Origin of the sequence: Methylobacterium sp. E-016 (assembly GCF_022829745.1) — a bacterium.
GTDB lineage: Bacteria > Pseudomonadota > Alphaproteobacteria > Rhizobiales > Beijerinckiaceae > Methylobacterium.
Window position 1 is genome coordinate 1 of sequence record NZ_JAKSYF010000025.1, and the last position, 21,008, is coordinate 21,008.

The 21,008-nt window shown below is 71.5% G+C and carries 23 protein-coding genes; 9 read left to right on the forward strand and 14 right to left on the reverse strand.

The features are described from left to right. Positions 1–629, reverse strand: a 629-nt coding sequence (locus tag MKK68_RS01400; protein WP_244027973.1) for an aminotransferase class I/II-fold pyridoxal phosphate-dependent enzyme, incomplete at its 3' end; no start/stop codon positions are given. Positions 630–919: 290 nt separating this feature from the next. On the opposite strand from MKK68_RS01400, the gene MKK68_RS01405 reads away from it, so the two are divergent. From MKK68_RS01405 to MKK68_RS01425, 5 genes are all read left to right on the forward strand, one after another. Further along, positions 920–2,551, forward strand: coding sequence for an ABC1 kinase family protein (locus MKK68_RS01405; protein ID WP_147727307.1), 1,632 nt, complete (start codon positions 920–922; stop codon positions 2,549–2,551). A 280-nt stretch (positions 2,552–2,831) separates the two neighbouring features. Continuing rightward, the gene (locus tag MKK68_RS01410) at positions 2,832–4,133 is read left to right on the forward strand and encodes a sensor histidine kinase (protein ID WP_147727306.1); all 1,302 of its coding nucleotides are present in this window, start codon (positions 2,832–2,834) and stop codon (positions 4,131–4,133) included. 83 nt (positions 4,134–4,216) lie between these two features. Next, positions 4,217–4,543, forward strand: a complete 327-nt coding sequence (locus tag MKK68_RS01415; RefSeq protein WP_147842565.1) for a YnfA family protein — start codon at positions 4,217–4,219, stop codon at positions 4,541–4,543. Positions 4,544–4,618: 75 nt separating this feature from the next. After that, positions 4,619–5,005 carry a response regulator gene (locus MKK68_RS01420; protein ID WP_147727304.1) on the forward strand — a complete coding sequence of 129 codons (387 nt, stop codon included), beginning with the start codon at positions 4,619–4,621 and terminating at the stop codon, positions 5,003–5,005. A gap of 89 nt (positions 5,006–5,094) precedes the next feature. After that, positions 5,095–6,387 (forward strand): O-acetylhomoserine aminocarboxypropyltransferase/cysteine synthase family protein, encoded by a 1,293-nt coding sequence (locus tag MKK68_RS01425; protein WP_147727303.1) that lies wholly within the window; start codon positions 5,095–5,097, stop codon positions 6,385–6,387. A gap of 61 nt (positions 6,388–6,448) precedes the next feature. Here MKK68_RS01425 and MKK68_RS01430 read toward each other — a convergent pair whose 3' ends face one another. From MKK68_RS01430 to MKK68_RS01440, 3 genes are all read right to left on the reverse strand, one after another. Beyond that, the gene (locus tag MKK68_RS01430) at positions 6,449–6,727 is read right to left on the reverse strand and encodes a DUF2312 domain-containing protein (RefSeq protein WP_147727302.1); all 279 of its coding nucleotides are present in this window, start codon (positions 6,725–6,727) and stop codon (positions 6,449–6,451) included. Positions 6,728–6,890: 163 nt separating this feature from the next. Then, the gene (locus tag MKK68_RS01435) at positions 6,891–7,199 is read right to left on the reverse strand and encodes a DUF1244 domain-containing protein (RefSeq protein WP_147727301.1); all 309 of its coding nucleotides are present in this window, start codon (positions 7,197–7,199) and stop codon (positions 6,891–6,893) included. A gap of 73 nt (positions 7,200–7,272) precedes the next feature. Beyond that, entirely contained in the window at positions 7,273–8,040 is a 768-nt protein-coding gene (locus MKK68_RS01440; RefSeq protein ID WP_244027981.1) for an N-formylglutamate amidohydrolase, read from the reverse strand. Between the two features lie 211 nt (positions 8,041–8,251). On the opposite strand from MKK68_RS01440, the gene MKK68_RS01445 reads away from it, so the two are divergent. From MKK68_RS01445 to MKK68_RS01460, 4 genes are all read left to right on the forward strand, one after another. After that, entirely contained in the window at positions 8,252–9,559 is a 1,308-nt protein-coding gene (locus tag MKK68_RS01445) for a glycerate kinase (protein ID WP_244027983.1), read from the forward strand. 18 nt (positions 9,560–9,577) lie between these two features. Further along, the gene (locus MKK68_RS01450) at positions 9,578–10,006 is read left to right on the forward strand and encodes a DUF1036 domain-containing protein (protein ID WP_147842561.1); all 429 of its coding nucleotides are present in this window, start codon (positions 9,578–9,580) and stop codon (positions 10,004–10,006) included. A gap of 122 nt (positions 10,007–10,128) precedes the next feature. Next, a complete protein-coding gene (pyk, locus tag MKK68_RS01455) occupies positions 10,129–11,565 on the forward strand; it encodes a pyruvate kinase (RefSeq protein WP_244027985.1) in 1,437 nt (478 codons plus the stop codon). 77 nt (positions 11,566–11,642) lie between these two features. Continuing rightward, positions 11,643–11,756: a DUF1737 domain-containing protein gene (locus MKK68_RS01460; protein ID WP_244027987.1), complete on the forward strand. Its 114-nt coding sequence runs from the start codon at positions 11,643–11,645 to the stop codon at positions 11,754–11,756. Positions 11,757–11,870: 114 nt separating this feature from the next. Here the strand turns inward: MKK68_RS01460 and MKK68_RS01465 are convergent, their stop codons facing one another. From MKK68_RS01465 to pufB, 10 genes are all read right to left on the reverse strand, one after another. Then, entirely contained in the window at positions 11,871–12,878 is a 1,008-nt protein-coding gene (locus tag MKK68_RS01465; protein ID WP_244027989.1) for an alpha/beta fold hydrolase, read from the reverse strand. Positions 12,879–12,883: 5 nt separating this feature from the next. Further along, positions 12,884–13,498 carry a tetratricopeptide repeat protein gene (locus MKK68_RS01470; RefSeq protein ID WP_244027991.1) on the reverse strand — a complete coding sequence of 205 codons (615 nt, stop codon included), beginning with the start codon at positions 13,496–13,498 and terminating at the stop codon, positions 12,884–12,886. A gap of 110 nt (positions 13,499–13,608) precedes the next feature. Beyond that, positions 13,609–13,734, reverse strand: coding sequence for a type B 50S ribosomal protein L36 (gene ykgO, locus MKK68_RS01475; RefSeq protein ID WP_003601867.1), 126 nt, complete (start codon positions 13,732–13,734; stop codon positions 13,609–13,611). Between the two features lie 183 nt (positions 13,735–13,917). Next, positions 13,918–15,279, reverse strand: coding sequence for an HlyD family type I secretion periplasmic adaptor subunit (locus MKK68_RS01480; RefSeq protein ID WP_147844513.1), 1,362 nt, complete (start codon positions 15,277–15,279; stop codon positions 13,918–13,920). Between the two features lie 2 nt (positions 15,280–15,281). Continuing rightward, positions 15,282–17,036: a type I secretion system permease/ATPase gene (locus MKK68_RS01485; RefSeq protein ID WP_244027993.1), complete on the reverse strand. Its 1,755-nt coding sequence runs from the start codon at positions 17,034–17,036 to the stop codon at positions 15,282–15,284. A gap of 254 nt (positions 17,037–17,290) precedes the next feature. Beyond that, entirely contained in the window at positions 17,291–18,409 is a 1,119-nt protein-coding gene (pufC, locus tag MKK68_RS01490) for a photosynthetic reaction center cytochrome PufC (RefSeq protein WP_244027994.1), read from the reverse strand. Next, entirely contained in the window at positions 18,406–19,386 is a 981-nt protein-coding gene (pufM, locus tag MKK68_RS01495; protein ID WP_147729316.1) for a photosynthetic reaction center subunit M, read from the reverse strand. The genes pufC and pufM overlap by 4 nt, the downstream gene beginning before the upstream one ends. A 98-nt stretch (positions 19,387–19,484) precedes the next feature. Beyond that, a complete protein-coding gene (gene pufL / locus MKK68_RS01500) occupies positions 19,485–20,309 on the reverse strand; it encodes a photosynthetic reaction center subunit L (RefSeq protein WP_147729315.1) in 825 nt (274 codons plus the stop codon). A gap of 196 nt (positions 20,310–20,505) precedes the next feature. Next, positions 20,506–20,688, reverse strand: a complete 183-nt coding sequence (pufA, locus tag MKK68_RS01505; RefSeq protein WP_243948681.1) for a light-harvesting antenna LH1, alpha subunit — start codon at positions 20,686–20,688, stop codon at positions 20,506–20,508. Positions 20,689–20,699: 11 nt separating this feature from the next. Next, positions 20,700–20,933 carry a light-harvesting antenna LH1, beta subunit gene (gene pufB, locus MKK68_RS01510; protein ID WP_147730005.1) on the reverse strand — a complete coding sequence of 78 codons (234 nt, stop codon included), beginning with the start codon at positions 20,931–20,933 and terminating at the stop codon, positions 20,700–20,702. Between the last annotated feature and the right edge of the window lie 75 nt (positions 20,934–21,008).

Sequence of the window (21,008 nt, forward strand, 5' to 3'; positions counted from 1 at the left end):
TTCGTCGCCGAGTGCACGACGATGTCGGCGCCGTGCTCGAACGGGCGGATCAGGTACGGCGTCGCCATGGTGTTGTCGACGATGAGCGGGATGTTGTGGCGCTTGGCGATCTCCGACAGGGCGGCGATGTCGGTGATGACGCCGCCCGGGTTGGCGATGGACTCGCAGAAGATCGCCTTGGTGCGCGGCGTGATCGCGCGCTCGAACGAGGACGGGTCGTCGGTGTCGGCCCAGACCACGCTCCAGCCGAAGTTCTTGTAGCTGTGGTTGAACTGGTTGATCGAGCCGCCGTAGAGCTTGTTGGCCGCGATGAACTCGTCGCCCGGCTGCATCAGCGCGTGCATCGTCAGGAACTCGGCCGCGTGGCCGGACGACACCGCGACCGCCGCGGTGCCGCCTTCGAGGGCGGCGATGCGCTCCTCCAGCACGGCGTTGGTCGGGTTGGTGATGCGCGAGTAGATGTTGCCGAAGGCCTGCAGCCCGAACAGCGAGGCGGCGTGGTCGACGTCGTCGAACACGAAGCTCGTGGTCTGGTAAATCGGCGTCGCCCGTGCGCCCGTGGCCGCATCGGGGCTCGCGCCCGCGTGGATCGCGAGGGTGTTGAAGCCGGGCAGCCGGTCGGTCGTCATGGGTCTCTCCTCGGCCGGGTCGTTCGGGCACGATCACGTTCGCGCCAGCGCTGGCACGCGGTTTACGCTTCCCCGCCGCGGCGGTGCAAGGCGCCGGCCCCCGTCACGGCACGGCTCGGCCGCCTGTGATGGGGAGGCGCAGCCGCCGGATGCGGGAAGGCGCGCCCGTCCGGGCCGAAGCGCCGCAGCCCTCCGATCCGAGACGGCGCGGTCTCCGACCCTAAAAAAGACCCGATGCTCGTGCTGTCCGGGCACCTTCCCTCGTCGCCCCGCACGGATCGATCCGCTCTATGCTGAAAACCGCCTTCGTTGCCGCGCGCGACCGTCAGCGGCTGTCGGAGATCGCCTCGATCCTGATCGGCTTCGGCGTCAACAAGGTCGTGGACCGGCTCGGGCTGCGCTACATCCCGATCCTTCCGCGCCGCAAGCCGAAGATCGACGTCACCCGCCTGTCGGAGCCCGAGCGCCTGCGCCGCGCGATCGAGGCTCTGGGGCCGACCTTCATCAAGTTCGGCCAGGTGCTCGCCAGCCGTCCCGACCTGCTCTCGCCGATGTGGACCGAGGAGCTGGCCAAGCTCCACAGCCAGGTCTCGCCGGTCTCCTGGGAGACGATCCGCCCGCAGCTGGAGGCCGACCTCGGGGCGCCGCCGCAGGAGATCTTCGCCGAGTTCGACACCAACGCGATCGCCTCGGCCTCGATCGCCCAGGTCTACCGGGCCAAGCTGCATTCGGGCGAGGACGTCATCGTCAAGGTGCTGCGCCCGGGCCTGCGCAAGATCATCGACGCGGACCTGCGCCTGATGGCGCACGGCGCCCGCATCGTCGAGACCGAATGGCCGGACATGGCCCGCTACCAACCGGGCGAGCAGATGCGCCACCTCGCCGCCGGCCTGAACGGCGAGCTCGACCTGATGAACGAGGCGCGCAACTGCGAGTTGCTCGCTTCGCTGTTCTCCGACCGCGACGACATCGTATTCCCGAAGATCCACTGGGAGTGGTGCTCCGAGCGGGTGCTGGTGCAGGAATTCATCCACGGCATCCCCCCGAACGACGAGGCGCGGCTCGCCGCCGCCGGCGTCGACAAGAAGCTGCTCGCCCAGAAGGGGACCGACGCCTTCCTGAAGATGGCTCTGATCGAGGGCGTGTTCCACGCCGATCCGCACCCGGGCAACATGCTGGCGATGTCGGGTAACCGGATCGGATTCATCGATTTCGGCATCATCGGGCGCCTGTCGCAGAAGCGGCGCAACCAGCTGCTCGTGCTGATCGGCGCGATGCTGAAGCAGGACGCCGACGGGCTGATGGCGGTGCTGCTCGACTGGACCGGCTCGAGCAGCCCGGACCTGACCCGGCTGGAAGGCTCGGCGCAGGCCTTCGTCGAGAGCCATTCCTCGATCCCGCTCAATCTCGGGTTGGTGCTCACCGACTTCATGACCATGGCGCGCGAGAACGACCTCGCGATGCCGACCGACCTCGCGATCCTGTTCAAGGGCCTCGTCACCGCCGACGGCGTGATGCGCCACCTCGATCCGAACTTCGACCTGTTCGCCGCCGCCGGCCCGACGGTGCGGGCGAGCATGCAGACGCAGTTCTCGCTGACCGGGCTGAAATCCAAGGCCGAGGCGCTGGGCGTCGGCCTCTACGGCGCCGCCTCGGAGCTGCCGACGCTGATCCACCTGATGCTGGTGCGTCTGAAGCAGGGCCGCGTCACCGTCGAGATCGAGGTGAAGGGCCTCGACAAGGTCACCCGCGGCATCGAGCGGGCGGCGGCCCGCGTCGCGGTGGCGCTGGTGGTCGCCGCCTTCGCCACACAGCTCGCGCCGCGCCTGATCGACCTCGGGACGCCGGTCTTCGTCACGATCGGCCTGGTCGTGTTCACCCTCGGCGTCGGCTGGCTCGTACTGCTCGGACGGAAGAAGTGACGTCCTGCGCGACGGCCTAGACTTGTATCCGTTCCGGTCCGGTCGGCTTGACTACAATCGTGCCTTGCAGGCCCGGGCCGATATGCTAGCGTAATTCCGCCCACCGAATCGTGAGGATGCGGGTGGGGCGCGGCTCAGAAGCGGATTCATTCGCCGGTCGCGCTCCGCGTCTCGACATCGCGTCGCCACGCCGCGCGTTTCGCGGGTCGATACGCCGTCGGACGCCTCGCGGACACGCCCGCCGGCGCCGCGCGACGGTCGTCGAAGGGGAGCTTGTGCGATGGACACGGGCGCGAGTTGCAAGATTTCCGCCTTTCAGGCCACGGTCGCCGACCGGCGGCTCTCCGCCCTCGAGGCGGAGAACCACCATCTCCGGGCGTTGCTGAGCGAGGCGAGCCGGCAGGCCGACGCGGAAGCCGAACGCAACGCGCGCCTCGGCCGGATCGTCGTCTCGGAACGCGGCGCCAGCCGCATCGAGGCACGTCGGATCGTCGCCGAGGCGGTGCGGATGCGCGCCGAGGCCGAGAGCACCGTGGAGCATTGCCGGCGCGACCTGGCGCGCGGTGCCGCCCGCCTCGCCGGCGCCGAGGAGCTGAACGCGCAGCTCCGGGCCAGCGAGGAGTTCAACCGGCGCATCCTCTGGACCACCACCGATTTCGTGAAGGTGCTGGACCTCGACGGCCGCCTGATCACCGTGAGCGAGAACGGGCCCGCGGTCCTGGGCGTCGAAACGTTCGCCGGCCTCGTCGGACGGGCCTGGATCGATTTCTGGTCCGCCCCCGACAGCCGTGCCGGCATCCGCGACGCCCTCGATGCGGCGCGGGCCGGGCGGCCGTGCCGTTTCCAGGCGGTGCTGAACGCGGGCGCCGCGCCGACCTGGTGGGACATCGCGGTGACGCCGATCGACGGCGCCGACGGCCGCCCCGAACGCATCCTCGCGGTGTCGCGCGACATCACCGACCTCAAGCGCAACGAGGCGCGCCAGACCCTGCTCATGCAGGAGCTCGCGCACCGGGTGAAGAACACCCTCGCCCTGGTCCAGGCGGTGGCGACGCAGACCCTGCGCAACGCCCCCTCGCTGGAGGAGGCCGGCCGGGCGCTGGATGCCCGCCTCGTGGCGCTGGCCCAGGCCCACGACGTGCTGGTTCAGGGCGCGTGGTCGAGCGCCTCGCTGTCGGGCCTCGTCGCCGGCGCGGTGGCGCTGCACGGCGACGGGGTGCCCGGCCGCTTCACGGTGAGCGGTCCCGACCTGACGCTCGCCGCCGGCCACGGCCTGACCCTGGCGCTGATGCTGCACGAGCTCGCCACCAACGCCGCCAAGTACGGCGCGCTCTCGACCGGCGCCGGCCGGGTGGCGATCTCCTGGGCGATCGACGAGACGGAGCCGGATGCGCGCCTCCGCTTCCGCTGGGAGGAGATCGGCGGTCCGCCGGTCGCGCCGCCGACGCGGACGGGGTTCGGCACGCGCCTGATCGCCCGGTGCCTGAGCCACGATTTCGGCGGCGCGGTCGCGCTCCGGTTTCCGCCGACCGGGGCGGTGCTGACCCTGGAGGCGCCGCTCGCCTCGGTCGTCGCCGCCTGAGGCACCCCCGCCGGGGTTCCGGCGCGACGCCCAGACGGGCGCCGCCCATTGGCGATCGCCGCCGGGCGTGAGAGAGGTCGCGGGTGTCCACGCTCCTCGTCTACGTCGCGGCCGGCCTCTGCGAGATCGCCGGCTGCTTTGCCGCCTGGGCCTGGCTCAGGCTCGGGCACTCGCCGCTCTGGCTCCTGCCCGGCGCCCTCGCGCTTGCCGGGTTCGCGCTGCTGCTCACCCGGGTCGAGGCGGAGGCCGCCGGGCGCGCCTACGCCGCCTACGGCGGCATCTACATCGCGCTCTCGCTCGCCTGGCTCTGGCTCGTGGAGGATCGCCCGCCCGACCGCTGGGACCTCTCCGGCGCGATGATCTGTCTCGCCGGCGCCGGCCTCATCCTGTGGGGGCCGAGGCCGGCATGAGTGCGCGCCTTGACGAGGCGGACACCGGGGAATAGGCCCCGGTGCTGGTGTTCAAACACAGTGTCCGCAGGCCTGATGACCGACAGCCCGACAGATCAACCCGTCGTTCTCCTGGTGGAAGACGACGGCCTTCTTCTGATGGAAGCCGCCGACACCCTCGCCGATGCGGGTTTCACGGTTCTCGAAGCGAGCCATGCGGACAAGGCGCTGAAGGTTCTTGAGAATCGCGACGACGTTCAAGTTCTGATGACCGATGTCGACATGCCGCAAGGCTCGATGGACGGTTTCGCGCTGGCCCGCCTCGTGGCCGACCGCTGGCCGGCGATCCCGGTCCTTGTCGTGTCCGGCATGGGCACGCCCGGCCCCTACGACATGCCCGACGGCGCCCGCTTCATCCCGAAGCCCTACGAGCCCAACACCCTGGTCCGGACGCTGCGCTCCTTCATCCACCGCGCGGCCTGAGCCCACGCCCGCAGGCCCGACGGGCCCTGCCCGCGGTTGCCCCTCCCCCGGTCCGCCGTGATAGGGCATGGTCCCGAGGACCGAGTTCGATGACAGACACGCCGAAGACGCCCCGATTCGCCACCCAGGCGATCCATGCCGGTGCCAGCCCCGACCCGGCCACCGGCGCGCGGGCGCAGCCGATCTACTTCACCAACGGCTTCGTGTTCGATTCCACCGAGCAGGCCGCCGACATCTTCAACATGCGCCGCACCGGGTTCTCGTACTCGCGCGGCTCGAACCCCACCGTCGCCGCCCTTGAGCGGCGCGTGGCCGCGCTCGAGGGCGCGAAGGCCGCCATCGCCGTGTCCTCGGGGCAGTCGGCGCTGCTGCTGGTGATGCTGACGCTGATGAAGAGCGGCGACGCCTACGTCGCCTCGCCGCGCCTGTTCGGCGGCTCGCTCGGCCTGATGCGGCGGCTCGATGGGCGCTACGACCTGAAGCCGCTCTTCGCCAAGGGCCTGACGCCGGCCGATTTCGAGGCGGCGATCACGCCGGAGACCCGGGCGATCATCTGCGAGTCGATCGTCAACCCGTGCGCCACGGTGATGGACATCGCCGGCATCGCCGAGGTGGCCCGGCGCCACGGTCTGCCGCTCGTCGTCGACAACACCCTCGCCTCGCCCGCCCTGATCCGACCGATCGAGCACGGCGCCGACATCGTCGTGCACTCGACATCGAAGTTCCTCGGCGGCTCCGGCCAGACCATCGGCGGCGTGATCTGCGACGCCGGCCGGTTCGACTGGACGAGGACCGACCACTACAACCTGATCACCGGCGCATGGCCCGACTACGACGGCCTCGTCATCACCGAGCGCTTCCCCGACAACCCGTTCGCCGTGGCCTGCCGCCTGTTCGGCCTGCGCGACCTCGGCCCCGGCCTCTCGCCGATGAACGCGTTCCTGACGCTGACCGGCATCGAGACCCTGCCGCTCAGGATGGCGCGCCACTGCGCCAACGCGCGCACGGTCGCCGCCTACCTCAAGGACCATCCGGCCGTCGCCTGGGTGAGCTATCCGGGCCTGCCCGGCCAGCCCGGCGAGGCGCTGGCGCAGCGCTACGTGCCGCAGGGGCCGGGCTCGATCTTCACCTTCGCCCTGAAGGGCGGCGAGCCGGCCGCGCTGACGTTCATCACCAGCCTAGAGCTGATCTCGCACCTCGTGAACATCGGCGAGATCAAGTCGCTGGCGATCCATCCCGCGACGACGACGCACCGCCAGTTGCCGAAGGACGAGAAGGAGGCGGCCTGCGTCGGCCCCGACACCGTCCGCCTGTCGATCGGCCTGGAGAACGTCGAGGACCTGATCGCGGACATCGCGCAGGCCCTGGCCCAGGTGGGCTGAAGGTCGCCTCGGACGTTGCGGCGGCATGCTCGACCGTGGTCGAGCATGCCGCCGCGAGCCGTCAGACCATGCCGAGCGCCTGCATGTAGAGCTCGAGGATCGCCTCCTCCTCCTGGCGCTCGCTGTGGTCCTTCTTGCGCATGCGCAGGATGGTGCGGACCGCCTTCACGTCGAAGCCGCGGCCCTTCAGCTCGGCCATCACTTCCTTGATGTCGCCGGCGATGCCGCTCTTCTCCTCCTCGAGGCGCTCGATGCGCTCGATGAACGCGCGAAGCTCGTCGGCGGCCACGCCCTCGGATGATGACACGTCGCCGGGGGTCGGCATGGCATGCGCGTTCATGGTTCTCTCCTGTCCTGCCCGGTTCGTAGGGGAGTAAACTTACCGGGAGCTTAGCCGGAGCGACCCGCGCAGCCCCGCCGTGGAACGCGTCGCCGCGGCCCGGTGGCGGAACGCGTCAGCGCGGTTCCGCCGTAGCCGTTCGGTGCGGCTCCGCCGTGGACGTTCAGTGCGGCTCCGCCGCGGATTTGGCGAAGGCGGCCTGCTGCTCGGGGCTGGCCTCGGTCTGGTACTTCGCCTTCCATTCGGAGAACGGCATCCCGTAGACCCGCTCGCGGGCCTCGTCCTTGGTCAGGCCGAGCCCTTCGGCGTCGGCCGCATCCTTCATCCAGTTCGACAGGCAGTTCCGGCAGAAGCCGGCGAGGTTCATCATGTCGATGTTCTGGACGTCGGTGCGCGCCTGGAGATGCGCCACCAGGCGCCGGTAGACCGCCGCCTCGAGCTCGGTCTGCGTCTTCGGATCGATCTCGGTCATCGGCCTCTCGCGCTGTTCCTAAATGATCCGCTGGAGGTCGTCGCGGGGCGCGCCCGAGTCAAGCGTACCCGCGTCAAGCGCGACCCTTCATCAGCGGGCGGAGAAGCCCGGCGAAGCGCGCGGCCCATTCGCCCTGCCCGGCCTCGGCGGCGATCAGGTCCTGGCGGATCTCGACCAGCGCATTGGCCAGCCCCCGCGCGGTGGCGTGCCGGTCGATCGTGTCGCCGGGCAGGCCGCCGCCGTAGGGCTCGTTGTCGCCCACCGTCAGCCCGGCGGGGTCGGCGCGCAGGCCCGCGATCAAGGGCGCGCTGAGGCGCTCGTCCCGGTCGTAGAGGATGCCGACTTCCCAGGGCCGGGGGACGCCGCGCCAGAACGGGGTGAAGCTGTGCATCGTCAGGAGCATCGGCGGGCCGGCCGCGGCGTCGGCCGCCGCCACCGCGGCATCGATCGCCCGGTCGAACGGATCGTAGAAGCGGGCGATGCGCGCCTGCTTGCCGGCCTCGTCGATCCGCGCGTTGCCGGGCACCACCGCCCCGTCCGAGAGCCGCATCACCAGCGTCGGGTCGGCCCGGCCGCGGTTCGGGTCGATGATCAGCCGCGAGAAGTCGGTGAGGATCGCCGGCGCGCCGAGCAGCGCCGCGAGCCGCCGGGTCACGCCCGCCGCCCCGATGTCGTAGGCGATGTGGCGCCGGAACTCGCCCTCGGGCAGCCCGAGCTCGATGTCGTCGGGCACATGGTTCGAGGCGTGGTCGCAGGCCAGGATCAGCCCGCAGGTGGGATCGCCCGGGATCGTCTCGACCGGGTGGGGCGGGTGTCGCGCGAGGCTGTGGGACAGGGGCACGGGTCCGGTTCGGTTCGCGGAGGCTGGGAGGTCTTGCCGTCACGGCAAGGCTCGGGCAGAGCACGTATCAAGGATCGTGCGCTCACGGCAAGAAACGGCCACGGCAAGAAACAGGCCCGTCGCCCAAAGAGCCCGTCGCCCCTGCCCGCACCCGCGGGTCGCGAAGGCGAGGACCGCACGAACGAGGAAACGACGCGCGAGACCCTGACCGATGACGCCTGAGATCGACCCCGCCACGCGCGCCCTGCGGACCCTGCTCGACGGCTTCCTCGCCGCGGCGATCGAGGCCGCCCACCCCGATACCTGCCTGCCGGCGCACCTGCCGCCGCCGACCCCGGGCCGGCTGATCATCCTCGGCGCCGGCAAGGCGGGGGGAAGCATGGCGGCGGTCGCCAGCCGGTTCTACCGCGAGCAGCACGGGCTCGGCGACGACCGCATCGTCGGTCTTGCCGTCGCCCGCCACGGTTACGGGCAGGACGCGCCCGGCATCCGCATGGTCGAGGCCGGCCATCCCGTACCGGACGAGGCCGGCATCGCCGCGACCCGGGAGGCGCTGGCGCTCGCCACCGCCGCCGGCCCCGACGACGAGGTGCTGGTTCTGCTCTCGGGCGGCGGCTCGGCCAACTGGATCGCGCCGGCCGGCGACCTGACGCTGCCCGAGAAGCAGGCGATCACCCGCGCGATGCTGCGCTCGGGCGCGCCGATCGGCGAGATCAACACCGTGCGCAAGCACCTCTCGCGCATCAAGGGCGGCCGCCTCGCGGTGGCCGCGCGCAACGCCCGCTCGATCCTGACGCTGGCGATCTCCGACGTGCCGTTCGACGACCCCGCGGTGATCGCCTCCGGCCCGACCGTGCCCGACCCGTCGACGCTCGCCGACGCCCGCGCGATCTGCGAGCGCCGCGGGATCCCGCTGCCCGAGACCGCGATCCGCCTGCTGAACGACCCGCTGAACGAGACCCCGAAAGCCGGCGACCCGGCCTTCGCGCGGGCCGAGTACCGCATCGTCGCCCGGCCGATCGACGCGCTGGAGGCGGCGGCCGCCGCCGCCAAGGCCGCCGGCTACCAGCCGGTGATGCTCGGCGCCGACCTCGAGGGCGAGGCCCGCGAGGTCGCGGCCGAGCACGCCCGCATCGCCCGCGAGATCAAGGCCTCGGGCCGCAAGGTCGCGCTGATCTCCGGCGGCGAGCTCACCGTGACGATCCGCGGCGAGGGCCATGGCGGGCCGAACCAGGAATACGCGCTGGCGCTCGCCATCGCGCTCGACGGCGAGACCGGGATCGCCGGCATCGCAGCCGACACCGACGGCACCGACGGCGGCCGCGGCGAGGCGACGGACCCGGCCGGCGGCCTCGTCGACCCGACCACGCTGGCTCGCGCCCGCGCCGCGGGCCTCGATCCGGCCGCGATGCTGGCCGACAACGATTCCACCCGGTTCTTCGCCGAGATCGGCGACCTCGTTCAGCCCGGCCCGACGAAGACCAATGTCAACGACTGCCGCATCATCCTCGTCGGCTGACTTTTTTGGGAGTTTGCGTTGCGGCTTCTCGTGATCGGCGCGGCGCTCGGGCTCGCGTTGCTCGGCGCCTCGCCGGCCCGCGCGGACCTGCGCCTGTGCAACCTCACCCCGAGCAAGGTCGGCATCGCGTTGGGCTACCGCGACCCGCAGGGCTGGGTCACGGAGGGCTGGTGGGACCTGACGCCGAAGGCGTGCGAGACCCTGCTCAAGGGCGCCCTGGCCGCACGGTTCTACTACGTCTTCGCCGTCGACTACACGCGCGGCGGCGAGTGGAGCGGGCGCTCGCTGATGTGCACCCGCGACAGCGAGTTCACGATCCGCGGCGTCGAGGACTGCCTCGCCCGCGGTTACGACCGCAACGGCTTCTTCGAGGTCGACACCGGCGAGCAGAAGAGCTGGACGATCCAGCTCTCCGACCCGAACCAGCCGGCCGCACCGCAGCCCTGATCCCCCCGCCCCGCCTTGACGGGGCAGCATGACCGGTGCTTCTGGCCGCATGCCCGTCGTCACGACTTCATGATGTTCCGCCAAGGGGCACGCGGCGGCAGCGATGTGCCCCAGGAGGCCCGATGAAACGTTCACGCCGCACGAAGATCGTCGCCACCCTCGGTCCGGCTTCCGACTCGCCGGAGATGATCGCGAAACTCTTCCGCGCCGGCGTGGACGTGTTCCGGCTCAACATGAGCCACCTGCCGCGCGAGAAGCTGCCCGAGAAGGTCGAGGCGATCCGCGCGGTCGAGCGCGAGTTCAAGCGCCCGATCGGCATCCTGGTCGACCTCCAGGGCCCGAAGCTCCGGCTCGGCGCCTTCGCCGAGGGGTTCGCGATGATCGAGAACGGCGCGAGCTTCGTCCTCGACGGCGACCCGACGCCGGGCGACGTCCACCGCTGCTACCTGCCCCATCCGGAGATCCTCTCCGCCCTGGAGCCGGGCCACTCCGTCATCATCGACGACGGCAAGCTGCGCCTCACCGTCACCGAGGCGAGCGAGACGCGCGCCGTGACCCGCGTCGAGGTCGGCGGCCGCATCTCGAACCGCAAGGGCGTCTCCCTGCCCCACACGGTGATCCCGCTGCCTGCGATGACCGACAAGGACCGCTCGGACCTCGAGGCCGGCCTCAACGTCGGCGCCGACTGGATCGCGGTGTCCTTCGTGCAGCGGCCCGAGGACGTGGCCGAGGTGAAGAAGGTCTGCGCCGGCCGCGCCCTGGTGATGGCCAAGATCGAGAAGCCGCAGGCGCTGACCCGGCTCGACGAGATCATGGAGATCTCCGACGGCGTGATGGTGGCCCGCGGCGACCTCGGCGTGGAGATGCCGCTGGAGCAGGTGCCCGGCGTGCAGAAGCGCATCACCCGCGGCGCCCGGCGGATGGGCAAGCCCGTCGTCGTCGCGACGCAGATGCTCGAATCGATGATCACCGCCCCCGTGCCGACCCGCGCCGAGGTGTCCGACGTGGCGACCGCGGTCTACGAGGGCGCGGATGCGGTGATGCTCTCCGCCGAGAGCGCGTCGGGCGCCTTCCCGCTCGAGGCGATCGGCATGATGAGCCGCATCGCCGAGGAGGTCGAGCGCGACGCCCTGTACTGGTCGATCATCCGCGCGCAGAACTCGACGCCGGACCACACCGCCGCCGACGCCATCGCGGCGGCCGCCCACCAGATGGTCGACGCGCTCGACCTCGACGCGATCATGGCCTGGACCCATTCGGGCTCGACGGCGCTCCGGCTCTCGCGCGAGCGCCCGAACGCCACGGTGATCGCGCTGACGCCCAAGCGCGAGACCGCGCGCCGCTTGGCGATCGCCTGGGGCACGCACCCGATCGTCACCAACGATGCCAGCGACGTGGACGACATGGCCTTCCGGGCCGCGAAGTTCGCGGTGCGCGAGCGCTTCGCCGAGGTCGGCGACCGCGTCATCGTGGTCGCCGGCGTCCCCTTCGGGACGCCGGGCGCGACGAACCTCGTGCGCATCGCCTTCATCACCCGCGAGCACGCCGCGAAGGCGTGATCGGCCGCTCCGTCCCGTTCTTCGGCGGGACGGAGCGCCGCCGCTCGCCCCGGCGGCGATCGTAGCGAGGCTTCCCGATGACGTCGCAGCCACCCGACGGCCTCCCGGCCTATCGCCTGCCGACCGGCGAGGACGACGCGGCGTTCCGTCGTCGCGTGTCGGACGCCCTCGCCCTCGGCCAAGTCCCGTAGGGATCGTCGGCGGCGACCTTCAACGGCATCCACGTCGTCGTGGCCCGAGCCGTCGTCTGGCCTTCCGCGTCGCGCTGACGGCCGATCCGACCGCCGACCGGTCCACGCGGCGCCTCAGGGCGCGACCGGGGCGGCCTCCGGCGCGGCGACCCGCTCGGCCATCTTCGACACCGCGTCGACCAGCGCCTGCGTCGACACCCACGGCACCATGTGGCCGATCCCCGGCAGCTCGACGAGGTCGGCCCCCGGGATCGTGCGGCTCAGGGGTTCGGCCTGACTCGTGTTGCCGACGGCGCCGTCGGCATCGCCGGTGACGATCGTCGTCGGCACGCGCAGCGATTTGTAGCGCGGCGCCTGCGCGGCGAGGGCTGCGGGGAGCGCGACCAGGTCCTGCACGCTGGCGAGCAGGGTGGCCGGGCGCAGGACCAGGGCGGCCCGGCTGCGGTCGACGTAGCCCTCCGCCACCGGCTGCGGCTGGAACACGTTGCGCGCCGCCGTCTCGAGGAAGCGCAGGCCGATGGGCGGCCCGAGCGTCCGGCTCAGCAGCCACGCCACCGGCGGCTGGAGCGCGAGGCGCCAGTACCAGGCCGGGGTCCGCGCCTCGCGGAACGGCAGCGCCACCGGCGCGACCAGCACCAGCCCGGAGACGCGCTCGGGATGGTCGAGGGCGAGGCTCAGCGCCAGGGCGCCCGCCCAGGAATGGCCGAGCACGATCGCCGGGCCGACGTTCATGCGCTCCAGCGCCTCGGCGATGGCCGCCCCCTGGACCGCCGGGGCGGCGGCGTCCTCGCCCGAGAGCCGGTCGCTCCAGCCGAAGCCCGGCCGGTCGAAGGCGACGACGCGAAAACCCTGCGCGGCGAGCGTCCGCCCGACGCCCTCCATCGGGTCTGAGGCGTTGGCCGAGGCCCCGTGCAGCAGCACGATCGTGGCCCGGGCCCCGGTCTTGGGGCCGGCCTGGATCGTCGCGAGGTGGCCGCCGGCGACGTCGACGAACGGCCCTTCCGGGGGATGCTGCGCCGAGACCCGGGCGGTGATGATCAGCGTCGCCACCGCGCCCGCGCCGAGGATGGCGCCGATCAGGGCCGCGACGAGGCCGAGCAGGCTCGCCAGCGCGAGGATCACGGCCTTCACAGGTCGCGACCGTCGACCTCGGGTGACAGACGCTCCATCGCGTCCTTGAGCTTCGGCATGCGCGGGTAGATGGCGATCGCCCGGCGATAGGCGTTCATCGCCCGCGCCTTGTCGTCCATCGACAGGTAGATCCGGCCGAGGGCCGCCCAGGCCTCGAAGTGGCGCGGCTCCAGCACCAGCGCACGCTGCAGGTCGGCGATCGCCGATTCCCTGTCGGTCAGGAGCCAGAACACCGTCGCGCGCCGGTTCCAGCCCTCGGACCAGGCCGGCTCGATCGCGGTGGCGCGGTCCATCAGCTCGGCGGCCAGGGCGAGGTCCTGTGCGGTCATCGCCTGGCGGGCGCGATCGGTGAGGAGGTCCACGGTGGCGCTGCCGGACCGGTCGAGGCGGCGCTCGATCAGGGTCGCGACGCCCTTCGCCTCGGCGTCGTCCTCGGCGTTGCGGAGACGCTCGTACAGCTCGTTCAGGCTGGCGGCGGGCTTGCGGTCCTGCACCTTCGGCTCGGCGGCGGCCGGCGGATGGCGGTCCGGATTGCCGGGCGGCGCCGCGGCGGCGGCCGTCGAGACGGTCGCGAGCAGGACGAACAGGAGCGGTCGAGCGATGGGCGCCATGCGGGGAGCTTGGTCCCCCCGCCCGCCGGCGTCAACGCGCGGGATGCCGCGCGGCGGGGGCGGTCGCGCCGCCCGGTCGGGCATCCGTCGGGGACGGATGCCGCGACGCCTCAGCCCTGGCGGGCCTTGAAGCGCTTCTGGGTCTTGTTGATGACGTAGACCCGGCCCTTGCGGCGCACGAGCTGGTTGTCGCGGTGGCGGCCACGGAGCGACTTGAGGGAGTTGCGAATCTTCATCGGTCTTGCACGCGGCGCGGGTCGGACCGGCCGTCCATCGAAAGGGTGTCGGGATCGCACGCCCTCGCGGGCGCACGGCGATGGCGGCGGACGCATCGCGGAAAGAGCGGGCCCCATATCAGGATTCGGCCGCACGAGGCAAGGCACCGCAGCGAAGCATCGCGCAGGGCCGTGCCCGCGTGCCTACTTCTCGCGCCAGGCTTTGGCGACCTGGTCGGCGAGCGGCTTCATCAGGTAGCTCATCACGGAGCGCTCGCCGATCTGGAGGAAGGCCTCGACCGGCATGCCGGGCACGAGCTGGACCTCGCCCAGGCGCTCGCGCTGGGTCTCGGGCACGCGGATGCGGGCGGTGTAGTAGCTCTGGCCGGTCTTGGGATCGGTCGAGACGTCGGCCGAGACGCGGCTCACCGTGCCGTCGATCTCGGGCGTGGTGCGGCTGTTGAAGGCGGAGAACCGCAGCACCGCGCGCTGCTCGCGGCGCACGCTGTCGATGTCCTGGGGCGGGATCTTGACCTCGACGGCGAGCTGGTCGGCCGTGGGCACGATCAGCATCGCCGGCTCGGACGGCGTCACCAGCCCGCCCACGGTGTGGACCGTCATCTGGTGGACGGTGCCGTCCTGCGGGCTGCGCAGGTCGATGCGCTTGAGCTGGTCCTCGGCCGCGACCCGCTTCTCGCGCAGCTCCGAGCGCTTGCCGCGGATCTCGGCGAGGTCCTTGCCGACCTCGGTGCGCATGTCGCCGTCGACCTGCAGGATCTGCAGCTCGGTCTCGGTGATCTTGCCCTTGGCCGAGGCGGTCTGCGCGACGAGCTGGCCGCGCTCGCCCTGGAGCCGGGCGGTCTCGCGCTCGAGCGCGGTGACGCGCGAGAGCGGCACCAGGTTCTTGGCGTAGAGCTCGCGCACCCCCGTCAGCTCGGTGAGGATCAGCGCGATCTCGCGCTCCTTGGCGTTGGCCTGCTGGGTCAGGCCGCCGATCTCCTGGCGCAGCTGCTCGATGCGCTCGGAGAGCTGCGCCTTCTGCCCGGCGCGGCCGGCGCGGCGGGCGGCGAACAGGCGGGTCTCGCCGTCGACGAGGCGGGCGACCGAGGGGTCGGCGTCCCGGCGGCCCAGCAGCTCGGCGGGGAAGGCGATCGTCGGGGCGTCGTCGCGCTCGGCCTCGTCGCGGGCATGGCGCGCGTCGAGCTCGTCCAGCGCCCGCAGCACGATGTCGAGGTTGGCCCGGGTCTGCGTCTCGTCGAGGCGGATCAGCACGTCGCCGGCCTTGACCCGGTCGCCCTCGCGCACGCGCAGCTCCCCGACCACCCCGCCGGTGGGGTGCTGCACCTTCTTGACGTCGGACTCGACCACGAGCTGGCCCGGCGCGATCACCGCGCCGGCGATCTCGGTGAAGGTGGCCCAGCCGCCGACGCCGACCACCAGCACGGTGCCGAGCCCCAGGCTCAGCGCGAGGTGGCGCCGGATCGAGGCCCGGGCGCGGGGGCGCGGCGGCAGGGGGGCGGCCGGGACGGCGGCGATCGGGCCTGCGAGGATCACGGGGTCGGCCATGGTCAGGCGCTTTCCTGCAGGGTCGGCTTCGCGGGCCCTTGCGCGGGCAGCCCCGCCGGGGCCGGTTCGGGGGCGGCGCGCAGCACGCGCTTGAACACCTCGTCCTTCGGGCCGAAGGCCTGGGCGCGGCCGTCGGCCATCATCAGCACGAGGTCGAGCGCGGCCAGGGCCGAGGGGCGGTGGGCCACGACGATGCAGATGCCGCCCCGCGCCCGCACGCCGAGGATCGCCCGGGTCAGCGCGTTCTCGCCCTCGGCATCGAGGTTGGCGTTGGGCTCGTCGAGGATCACCAGGAACGGGTCGCCGTAGAGCGCCCGCGCCAGGCCGATGCGCTGGCGCTGGCCGGAGGACAGGCCCGCCCCGCCCTCGCCGATCCGGGTGTCGTAGCCGTCGGTCAGCCGCAGCACCATCTCGTGGATGCCGGCCGCCTGCGCCGCCGCGATCACCGCCTCGGCCGAGGCCGCCGGGTCGAAGCGGGCGATGTTCTCGCCGATGGTGCCGGCGAACAGCTCCGCCTCCTGCGGCAGGTAGCCGAGATGGGGGCCGAGGTCGGCCGGTTCCCACTGGTCGAGGGCCGCCCCGTCGAGGCGCACCTTGCCGCGCAGGGGCGGCCACACGCCGATCAGTGCGCGGATCAGGCTCGACTTGCCGGAGGCCGAGGGGCCGATCACCCCGAGGCCCTGCCCGGCCTTCAGCGCGAAGCTGACCTCGCCGACCACCGGACGCTGCGAGCCGGGCGGGGCGATCGTGACCGCCTCCACCGTCAGCGTCCGCGACGGCGCCGGCAGGCCGTGGCGCGGCTGCCCGGCCGGGATGCGCGCGAGCAGGTCCGAGAGCCGGGCCCAGCTCTGGCGCGCCTGGACGAAGCCCTTCCAGTTGGCGATGGCGAGTTCCGCCGGGGCCAGCGCCCGCGACACCAGGATCGAGCTCGCGATGATGATGCCGGCGGTGGCCTGGCCCTGGATCACCAGCCAGGCGCCGAGCGCCAGCACGCCCGATTGCAGCGCCATGCGGAACACCTTCGACACGGCGCCGAGGCCCCCGGCCACGTCGGCGTTGCGCTGCTGGGCGTCCATGTAGTCGCGGTTGGCCCCGGCCCAGCGCGCCTGGAAGCGGCCCTGCATGCCGAGCGCGGCGAGCACCTCGGCGTTGCGGCGCCCGGCCTCCGCCAGGCCGTTGCGGCGCAGGCCGTGCCCGGTCGCGGCCTGGGCCGGCCTGCGGGTGGCGCGGTCGGTCAGCCACGTCACCGCCGCGAGGAAGAGGGCGCCGCAGAGCGCGGCGACGCCGATCAGCGGGTGGAACAGGAAGCAGACGGCCAGGTAGATCGGCAGCCACGGCAGGTCGAAGAACGCCGACGGGCCGGTGCCCGACAGGAACGCGCGGATCTGGTCGAGGTCGCGCAGCGGCAGCAGCCCGTCGCCGGGGGCGGCCCCCTTGAGCGGCGCACGCACCACGAGGTCGAACACGCGGCCCGACAGCGCCTCGTCGAGCGCCGCCCCGACGCGGGCGAGGATGCGCGAGCGGATCGCCTCGAGCGCCCCCTGGAACGCGTACAGCGTCAGCGCCAGCGCCATCAGCCCGATCAGCGTCGGCACCGAACGGCTCGGGATCACCCGGTCGTAGACCTCCAGCATGAAGAACGAGCCGGTGAGGTACAGCACGTTCACCACGCCGCTCATCACCGCGACGCCGGCGAACGCCGTCCGGCAGGACGCCAGGGCCGAGCCGAGCTCTCCGGGATTCCGCGCACGCATCATGTTCCTGCCCCCGGCATGCATTCGTTCACTGTGTGCTTGCAACCGTACGTATATAATACGCGAATAGAGTTTCCTGTCTGTATACGCGCGCGCGATTTCTGAAAAGTGGCGGTATTCACCGAGATGCGCGTCCGATGTGCAAAGGTCGCGCCGCGCCTCCCGTCGCCTCCCGCAACAAGAACGGCCGCCGGACGGGGGTCCGGCGGCCGTTTCGGGATCGGGACGTTCGACCGGGGCTCGCCCGGCCAGGGTCGTCAGGGTTTCGGCGCGGGCGCCGGCATCGCCGGATCCGGCGTCGCCGCGGGCTGGGCCGGCACGCCGGCCGGCATGTCCGCCGAGGCGACGGGCCCGGCGAGCTCGGGATAAGCCTCGACCACGTGGGCGCCGTTGAGCGGCTTGTTGGCGCCGTTGTGGCAGGTGGCGCAGTTCATCTTCGGCACGTCGCCGAGCGGGCCGTGGCGGTTCGGCGGCAGCGTCTCGGAGAGCGGCAGCATGTAGTCCTCGTTCAGGTCGCGGACCATGCGGATGCCGTGCCAGGCGGCGACGCGGTTGGGCGTGCTCGTGCTCCAATCCGCCACCGAGCGGGTGTTGTGGCAGAAGGTGCAGTTCACGCCGAGCGACTGCGCCATGCTGATCATGATCGCGAAGGTCTTCTCCGCGTCCTGGATCGGCTTGCCCTTGGTCTCCGGCAGGGCCGAGGTGGCGTTGACGCGGATCGCGTCCTCGGGCGTGTTCTTGTGCGCGTAGAACGCCGCGTAGACGCCGTAGGGCAGCGAGGTCAGGCCGACCTGCGGGCTGGCGACGTTCTGCCCGTTGTTGCGCGGGATGACGCCGTGCCCCGCGTTCGGGCCGGGATTCTCGAACCAGATGTTCTTCGGCACCGGCTGGCCGCGGTGGCAGGTGTAGCAGGTGACGCCGGCCTCGTGGACGTGGTTCTCCTTCCAGGTCGAGTTGATGTGCTGGACCATCTGCAGCATCCGCCTGGCGACGCGCTTCTGGTACAGGCTGTCGTCGGCCATGTTCTCGGTGTTGTGGCAATAGGTGCAGCCCTGCTCCGGGGCGACCCACTCGGTCATCGAGGCCATCAGGCGGTTGAAGTTGTCGGCCGAGAGATCGCCGAGGACCTTGACGTTCTGGTAGACCGCCGAGGCCTTCTCGCCCCCGGGCTCGGCCGGGTCGGCCGGCGCGGGCGCCTGGTTGGCCTCGATCTTGGCGGCCTTGTTCGCCCGGGTCTCGATGACGTCCATCGCAGTGCCGCGGAACCCGGTCTGCTGCTGCGCCATCGGCGGGCGGGTCCAGCCGGCGGTGCCAAGCATGGCGATCGTGAGGAACAGCGCGGCGACCGCGCCGGCGACGGCGAGCAGGGTTCTCATGGGTGCACCGAGGGGGCGACGCTGGAGGGATCGACGATCGGGCCGTAGACCTGCGGATAGGACGGCGCGACCCCGTGCTTGACCGCCCAGAGGTACCAGTTGTCGACGACGGTGCCGGTGAGCAGGATGCCGATGCCGCCGGTGAGCGTCGTCAGCACCGCGAACCACCAGGCCCAGCGGTGGACCGATTCCATCGTGGCGTTGAAGCCCATGGTCCAGCGCCAGAACAGGGCGGCGCGCTCGGTGGCGGTGCCGCGGTCGACGATCTGGTCGATCTCGCGCTCGGCGCCGTAGCGCGAGCAGGCCAGGATGGTGCCCCCGTGCATCGCGAACAGCAGCGTCGACCCGTACAGGAAGACGATCGAGAGCATGTGGAACGGGTTGTAGAACAGGTTGCCGTAGCGCAGCGAGAACGCGGCGGTCCAATCGAGGTGCGGGAAGATGCCGAACGGCACCGCCTCGCTCCACGAGCCCATCATGATCGGGCGGATGAAGCCGAGCACGAGGTAGAGCCAGATCGCCGAGGCGAACGCCCACGGCACGTGCTTGCCCAGGCCGAGCGCCGCGGCGCGGCGGTAGAGCCGGAGCCACCACAGCAGGATCGAGGCGGTGAGAAAGAAGCCGGCGATCAGCCACCAGCCTCCCTCGTTGAGCGGCGGCAGGATCCGGAGGCCGTATTGCGGGCGCGGCGGCTCGAGGGCGAGCCAGGGCAGCTGCCGCACGAACTGGATCGGGTCCCAGTTCACCGACGCCCACATGTTGAGGCCGATGATCTCGAAGGCGATCAGCCCGCAGGCGAAGGATAGCGCCCCGAGGTAGCCGATGTAGATCGGCCCGACCTGCGCGTTGCCGATCAGCCCCATCAGGTAGCTGTGGAACGGCTTGCCCCAGCGCGAATCGACGGCGACCGGGACGCCGTGCTCCGCCTCGATCGGCCGGATCTGCACCTGGGTGAGGATGTTCTGGTAGTACGCCATTGCCTGGGCCCTTTCCGGGAGCGTTCTTCAAGCGACGTGGTGGCCGTATCCGTCCCGCCCCCGGCCGCGCGACGATCGCGGCCGGGCGACTTCGCGGCTCAGCGCCAGACCGGCAGGTTCAGCCACCAGCCCCACCATTCCGGCCAGCCCTGCGTCCAGAACGGGCCGCTGATCACGATGCAGACCGCGCTCCAGAATCCCGCCGACAGGGCCAGGAACAGGCCGAGGCGGTGGATGCCGAGCGTGCCGATCGAGTAGCCGATCGTGTCGCGGAAGAAGGTGTCCTCGTGCTCGGGGCTCTTCACGGTCTCGCCCTTGGCCGGGTTCGTCGCCGAGAGGATCAGGCCGCCGTGCATCGCCAGAGCGAGCGTCGTGGTGAAGAAGAAGGTCACGGCGAGCATGTGCGCCGGATTGTAGTGGAAGTGCAGGTACTGGTAGCCGGTGTTCGACACCCAATCGAGGTGGCTGAGGATGCCGTACGGGAAGCCGTAGCCCCAGGCGCCCATCAGGAACGGGCGGACCACGACCAGGACGACGTAGGCGAAGATCGCGACCGCGAAGGCGAAGGGCACGTGGTAGCCGATGCCGAGCTTGCGGCAGATCTCGACCTCGCGCAGCGCCCAGGACGAGAACGCGCCGATGGCGCAGAACGTGATGATCTGCCAGAGGCCGCCCTCCTTCAGGGGGGCGAGCGCCAGCCCGTACTTGATGTCGGGCGGCGCGATGTTGATCTGCCAGATGTTCCAGGTCGGCCCGAGCGCCGCGCCGTAGATGATCAGCGCCGTGCCGAGCGCGCTGAAGAACAGCGTCGTGACCCCGAAGAAGCCGACGTAGAACGGCCCGACCCAGAAATCGAACAGGTCGCCGCCGACGAGGGTGCCGCCGCGGACGCGATACTTCTTCTCGAAACTCAGCATCGCCATGGCGAATAGCCTCCGGATGGGTCTGCGGCCGTCGGGCGGTCGTGCGGGCGGTCGTGCGAGCGGCCTTGCGGCAGCGCTCGGGTGTCGGGCGCAGCGGGCGGGAGGATCGGGGCTCCGGTCCGCTGCCTTCGGTGCGCGGCGTCTTGCGCGGCATGCCGGCCGGGCGGGAACCCGGCCGGCACGCCGCGGGGCCGGGTCACGCCGGGGTCGGTGCGACGATCCGGAGGGAGGCCGCCTTCGAGTCCTTGGCGCCCTCCAGCCAGTTGAACCGGCTGGTGCTGAGCAGGATGAAGTGGATCAGCAGCGCGAGGACGAAGAGAAAGGTGAACAGCGCCACCAGCGTGCGGCGGGGATCGAACAGGAGCCAGACCTTGTGCATGGTGTCCTCCCTTACGAGATCATCGAGACGAGGCCGTGGACGGCTTGGGCCCCGCCTTCGAGCATGGCGTAGCCCTTCGGCCCGGGCAGCCACGGGCGCCACATCCAGACCAGGATGTGCGCGACCACGGCGATCGCGGTGAAGATGATGAAGCTCGTCAGGAAGATCGCGTGGAACTCCTTGGCTTCGGGTTCCGTCAGCCCCGAGAGGCTGCTCGGTCGTTCGAGCGTTCCGGGATTGGCCATGGTTGAAGTACCTCCGTTTGGCTGACCGCGCGGCAGGGTCGCGCGGGGGTGAGCGCCGTGGCGGCGTTGGGTGCC

Bases quoted from the DNA above. Each gene is read 5' to 3' on its own strand.
- MKK68_RS01405 (WP_147727307.1), top strand. From the start codon at position 920: ATGCTGAAAACCGCCTTCGTTGCCGCGCGCGACCGTCAGCGGCTGTCG.
- MKK68_RS01410 (WP_147727306.1), top strand. From the start codon at position 2,832: ATGGACACGGGCGCGAGTTGCAAGATTTCCGCCTTTCAGGCCACGGTC.
- MKK68_RS01420 (WP_147727304.1), top strand. From the start codon at position 4,619: ATGACCGACAGCCCGACAGATCAACCCGTCGTTCTCCTGGTGGAAGAC.
- MKK68_RS01425 (WP_147727303.1), top strand. From the start codon at position 5,095: ATGACAGACACGCCGAAGACGCCCCGATTCGCCACCCAGGCGATCCAT.
- MKK68_RS01430 (WP_147727302.1), bottom strand. From the start codon at position 6,727: ATGAACGCGCATGCCATGCCGACCCCCGGCGACGTGTCATCATCCGAG.
- MKK68_RS01435 (WP_147727301.1), bottom strand. From the start codon at position 7,199: ATGACCGAGATCGATCCGAAGACGCAGACCGAGCTCGAGGCGGCGGTC.
- MKK68_RS01445 (WP_244027983.1), top strand. From the start codon at position 8,252: ATGACGCCTGAGATCGACCCCGCCACGCGCGCCCTGCGGACCCTGCTC.
- pyk (WP_244027985.1), top strand. From the start codon at position 10,129: ATGAAACGTTCACGCCGCACGAAGATCGTCGCCACCCTCGGTCCGGCT.
- MKK68_RS01460 (WP_244027987.1), top strand. From the start codon at position 11,643: ATGACGTCGCAGCCACCCGACGGCCTCCCGGCCTATCGCCTGCCGACC.
- MKK68_RS01470 (WP_244027991.1), bottom strand. From the start codon at position 13,498: ATGGCGCCCATCGCTCGACCGCTCCTGTTCGTCCTGCTCGCGACCGTC.
- ykgO (WP_003601867.1), bottom strand. From the start codon at position 13,734: ATGAAGATTCGCAACTCCCTCAAGTCGCTCCGTGGCCGCCACCGCGAC.
- MKK68_RS01480 (WP_147844513.1), bottom strand. From the start codon at position 15,279: ATGGCCGACCCCGTGATCCTCGCAGGCCCGATCGCCGCCGTCCCGGCC.
- MKK68_RS01485 (WP_244027993.1), bottom strand. From the start codon at position 17,036: ATGATGCGTGCGCGGAATCCCGGAGAGCTCGGCTCGGCCCTGGCGTCC.
- pufC (WP_244027994.1), bottom strand. From the start codon at position 18,409: ATGAGAACCCTGCTCGCCGTCGCCGGCGCGGTCGCCGCGCTGTTCCTC.
- pufM (WP_147729316.1), bottom strand. From the start codon at position 19,386: ATGGCGTACTACCAGAACATCCTCACCCAGGTGCAGATCCGGCCGATC.
- pufL (WP_147729315.1), bottom strand. From the start codon at position 20,309: ATGGCGATGCTGAGTTTCGAGAAGAAGTATCGCGTCCGCGGCGGCACC.
- pufA (WP_243948681.1), bottom strand. From the start codon at position 20,688: ATGCACAAGGTCTGGCTCCTGTTCGATCCCCGCCGCACGCTGGTGGCG.
- pufB (WP_147730005.1), bottom strand. From the start codon at position 20,933: ATGGCCAATCCCGGAACGCTCGAACGACCGAGCAGCCTCTCGGGGCTG.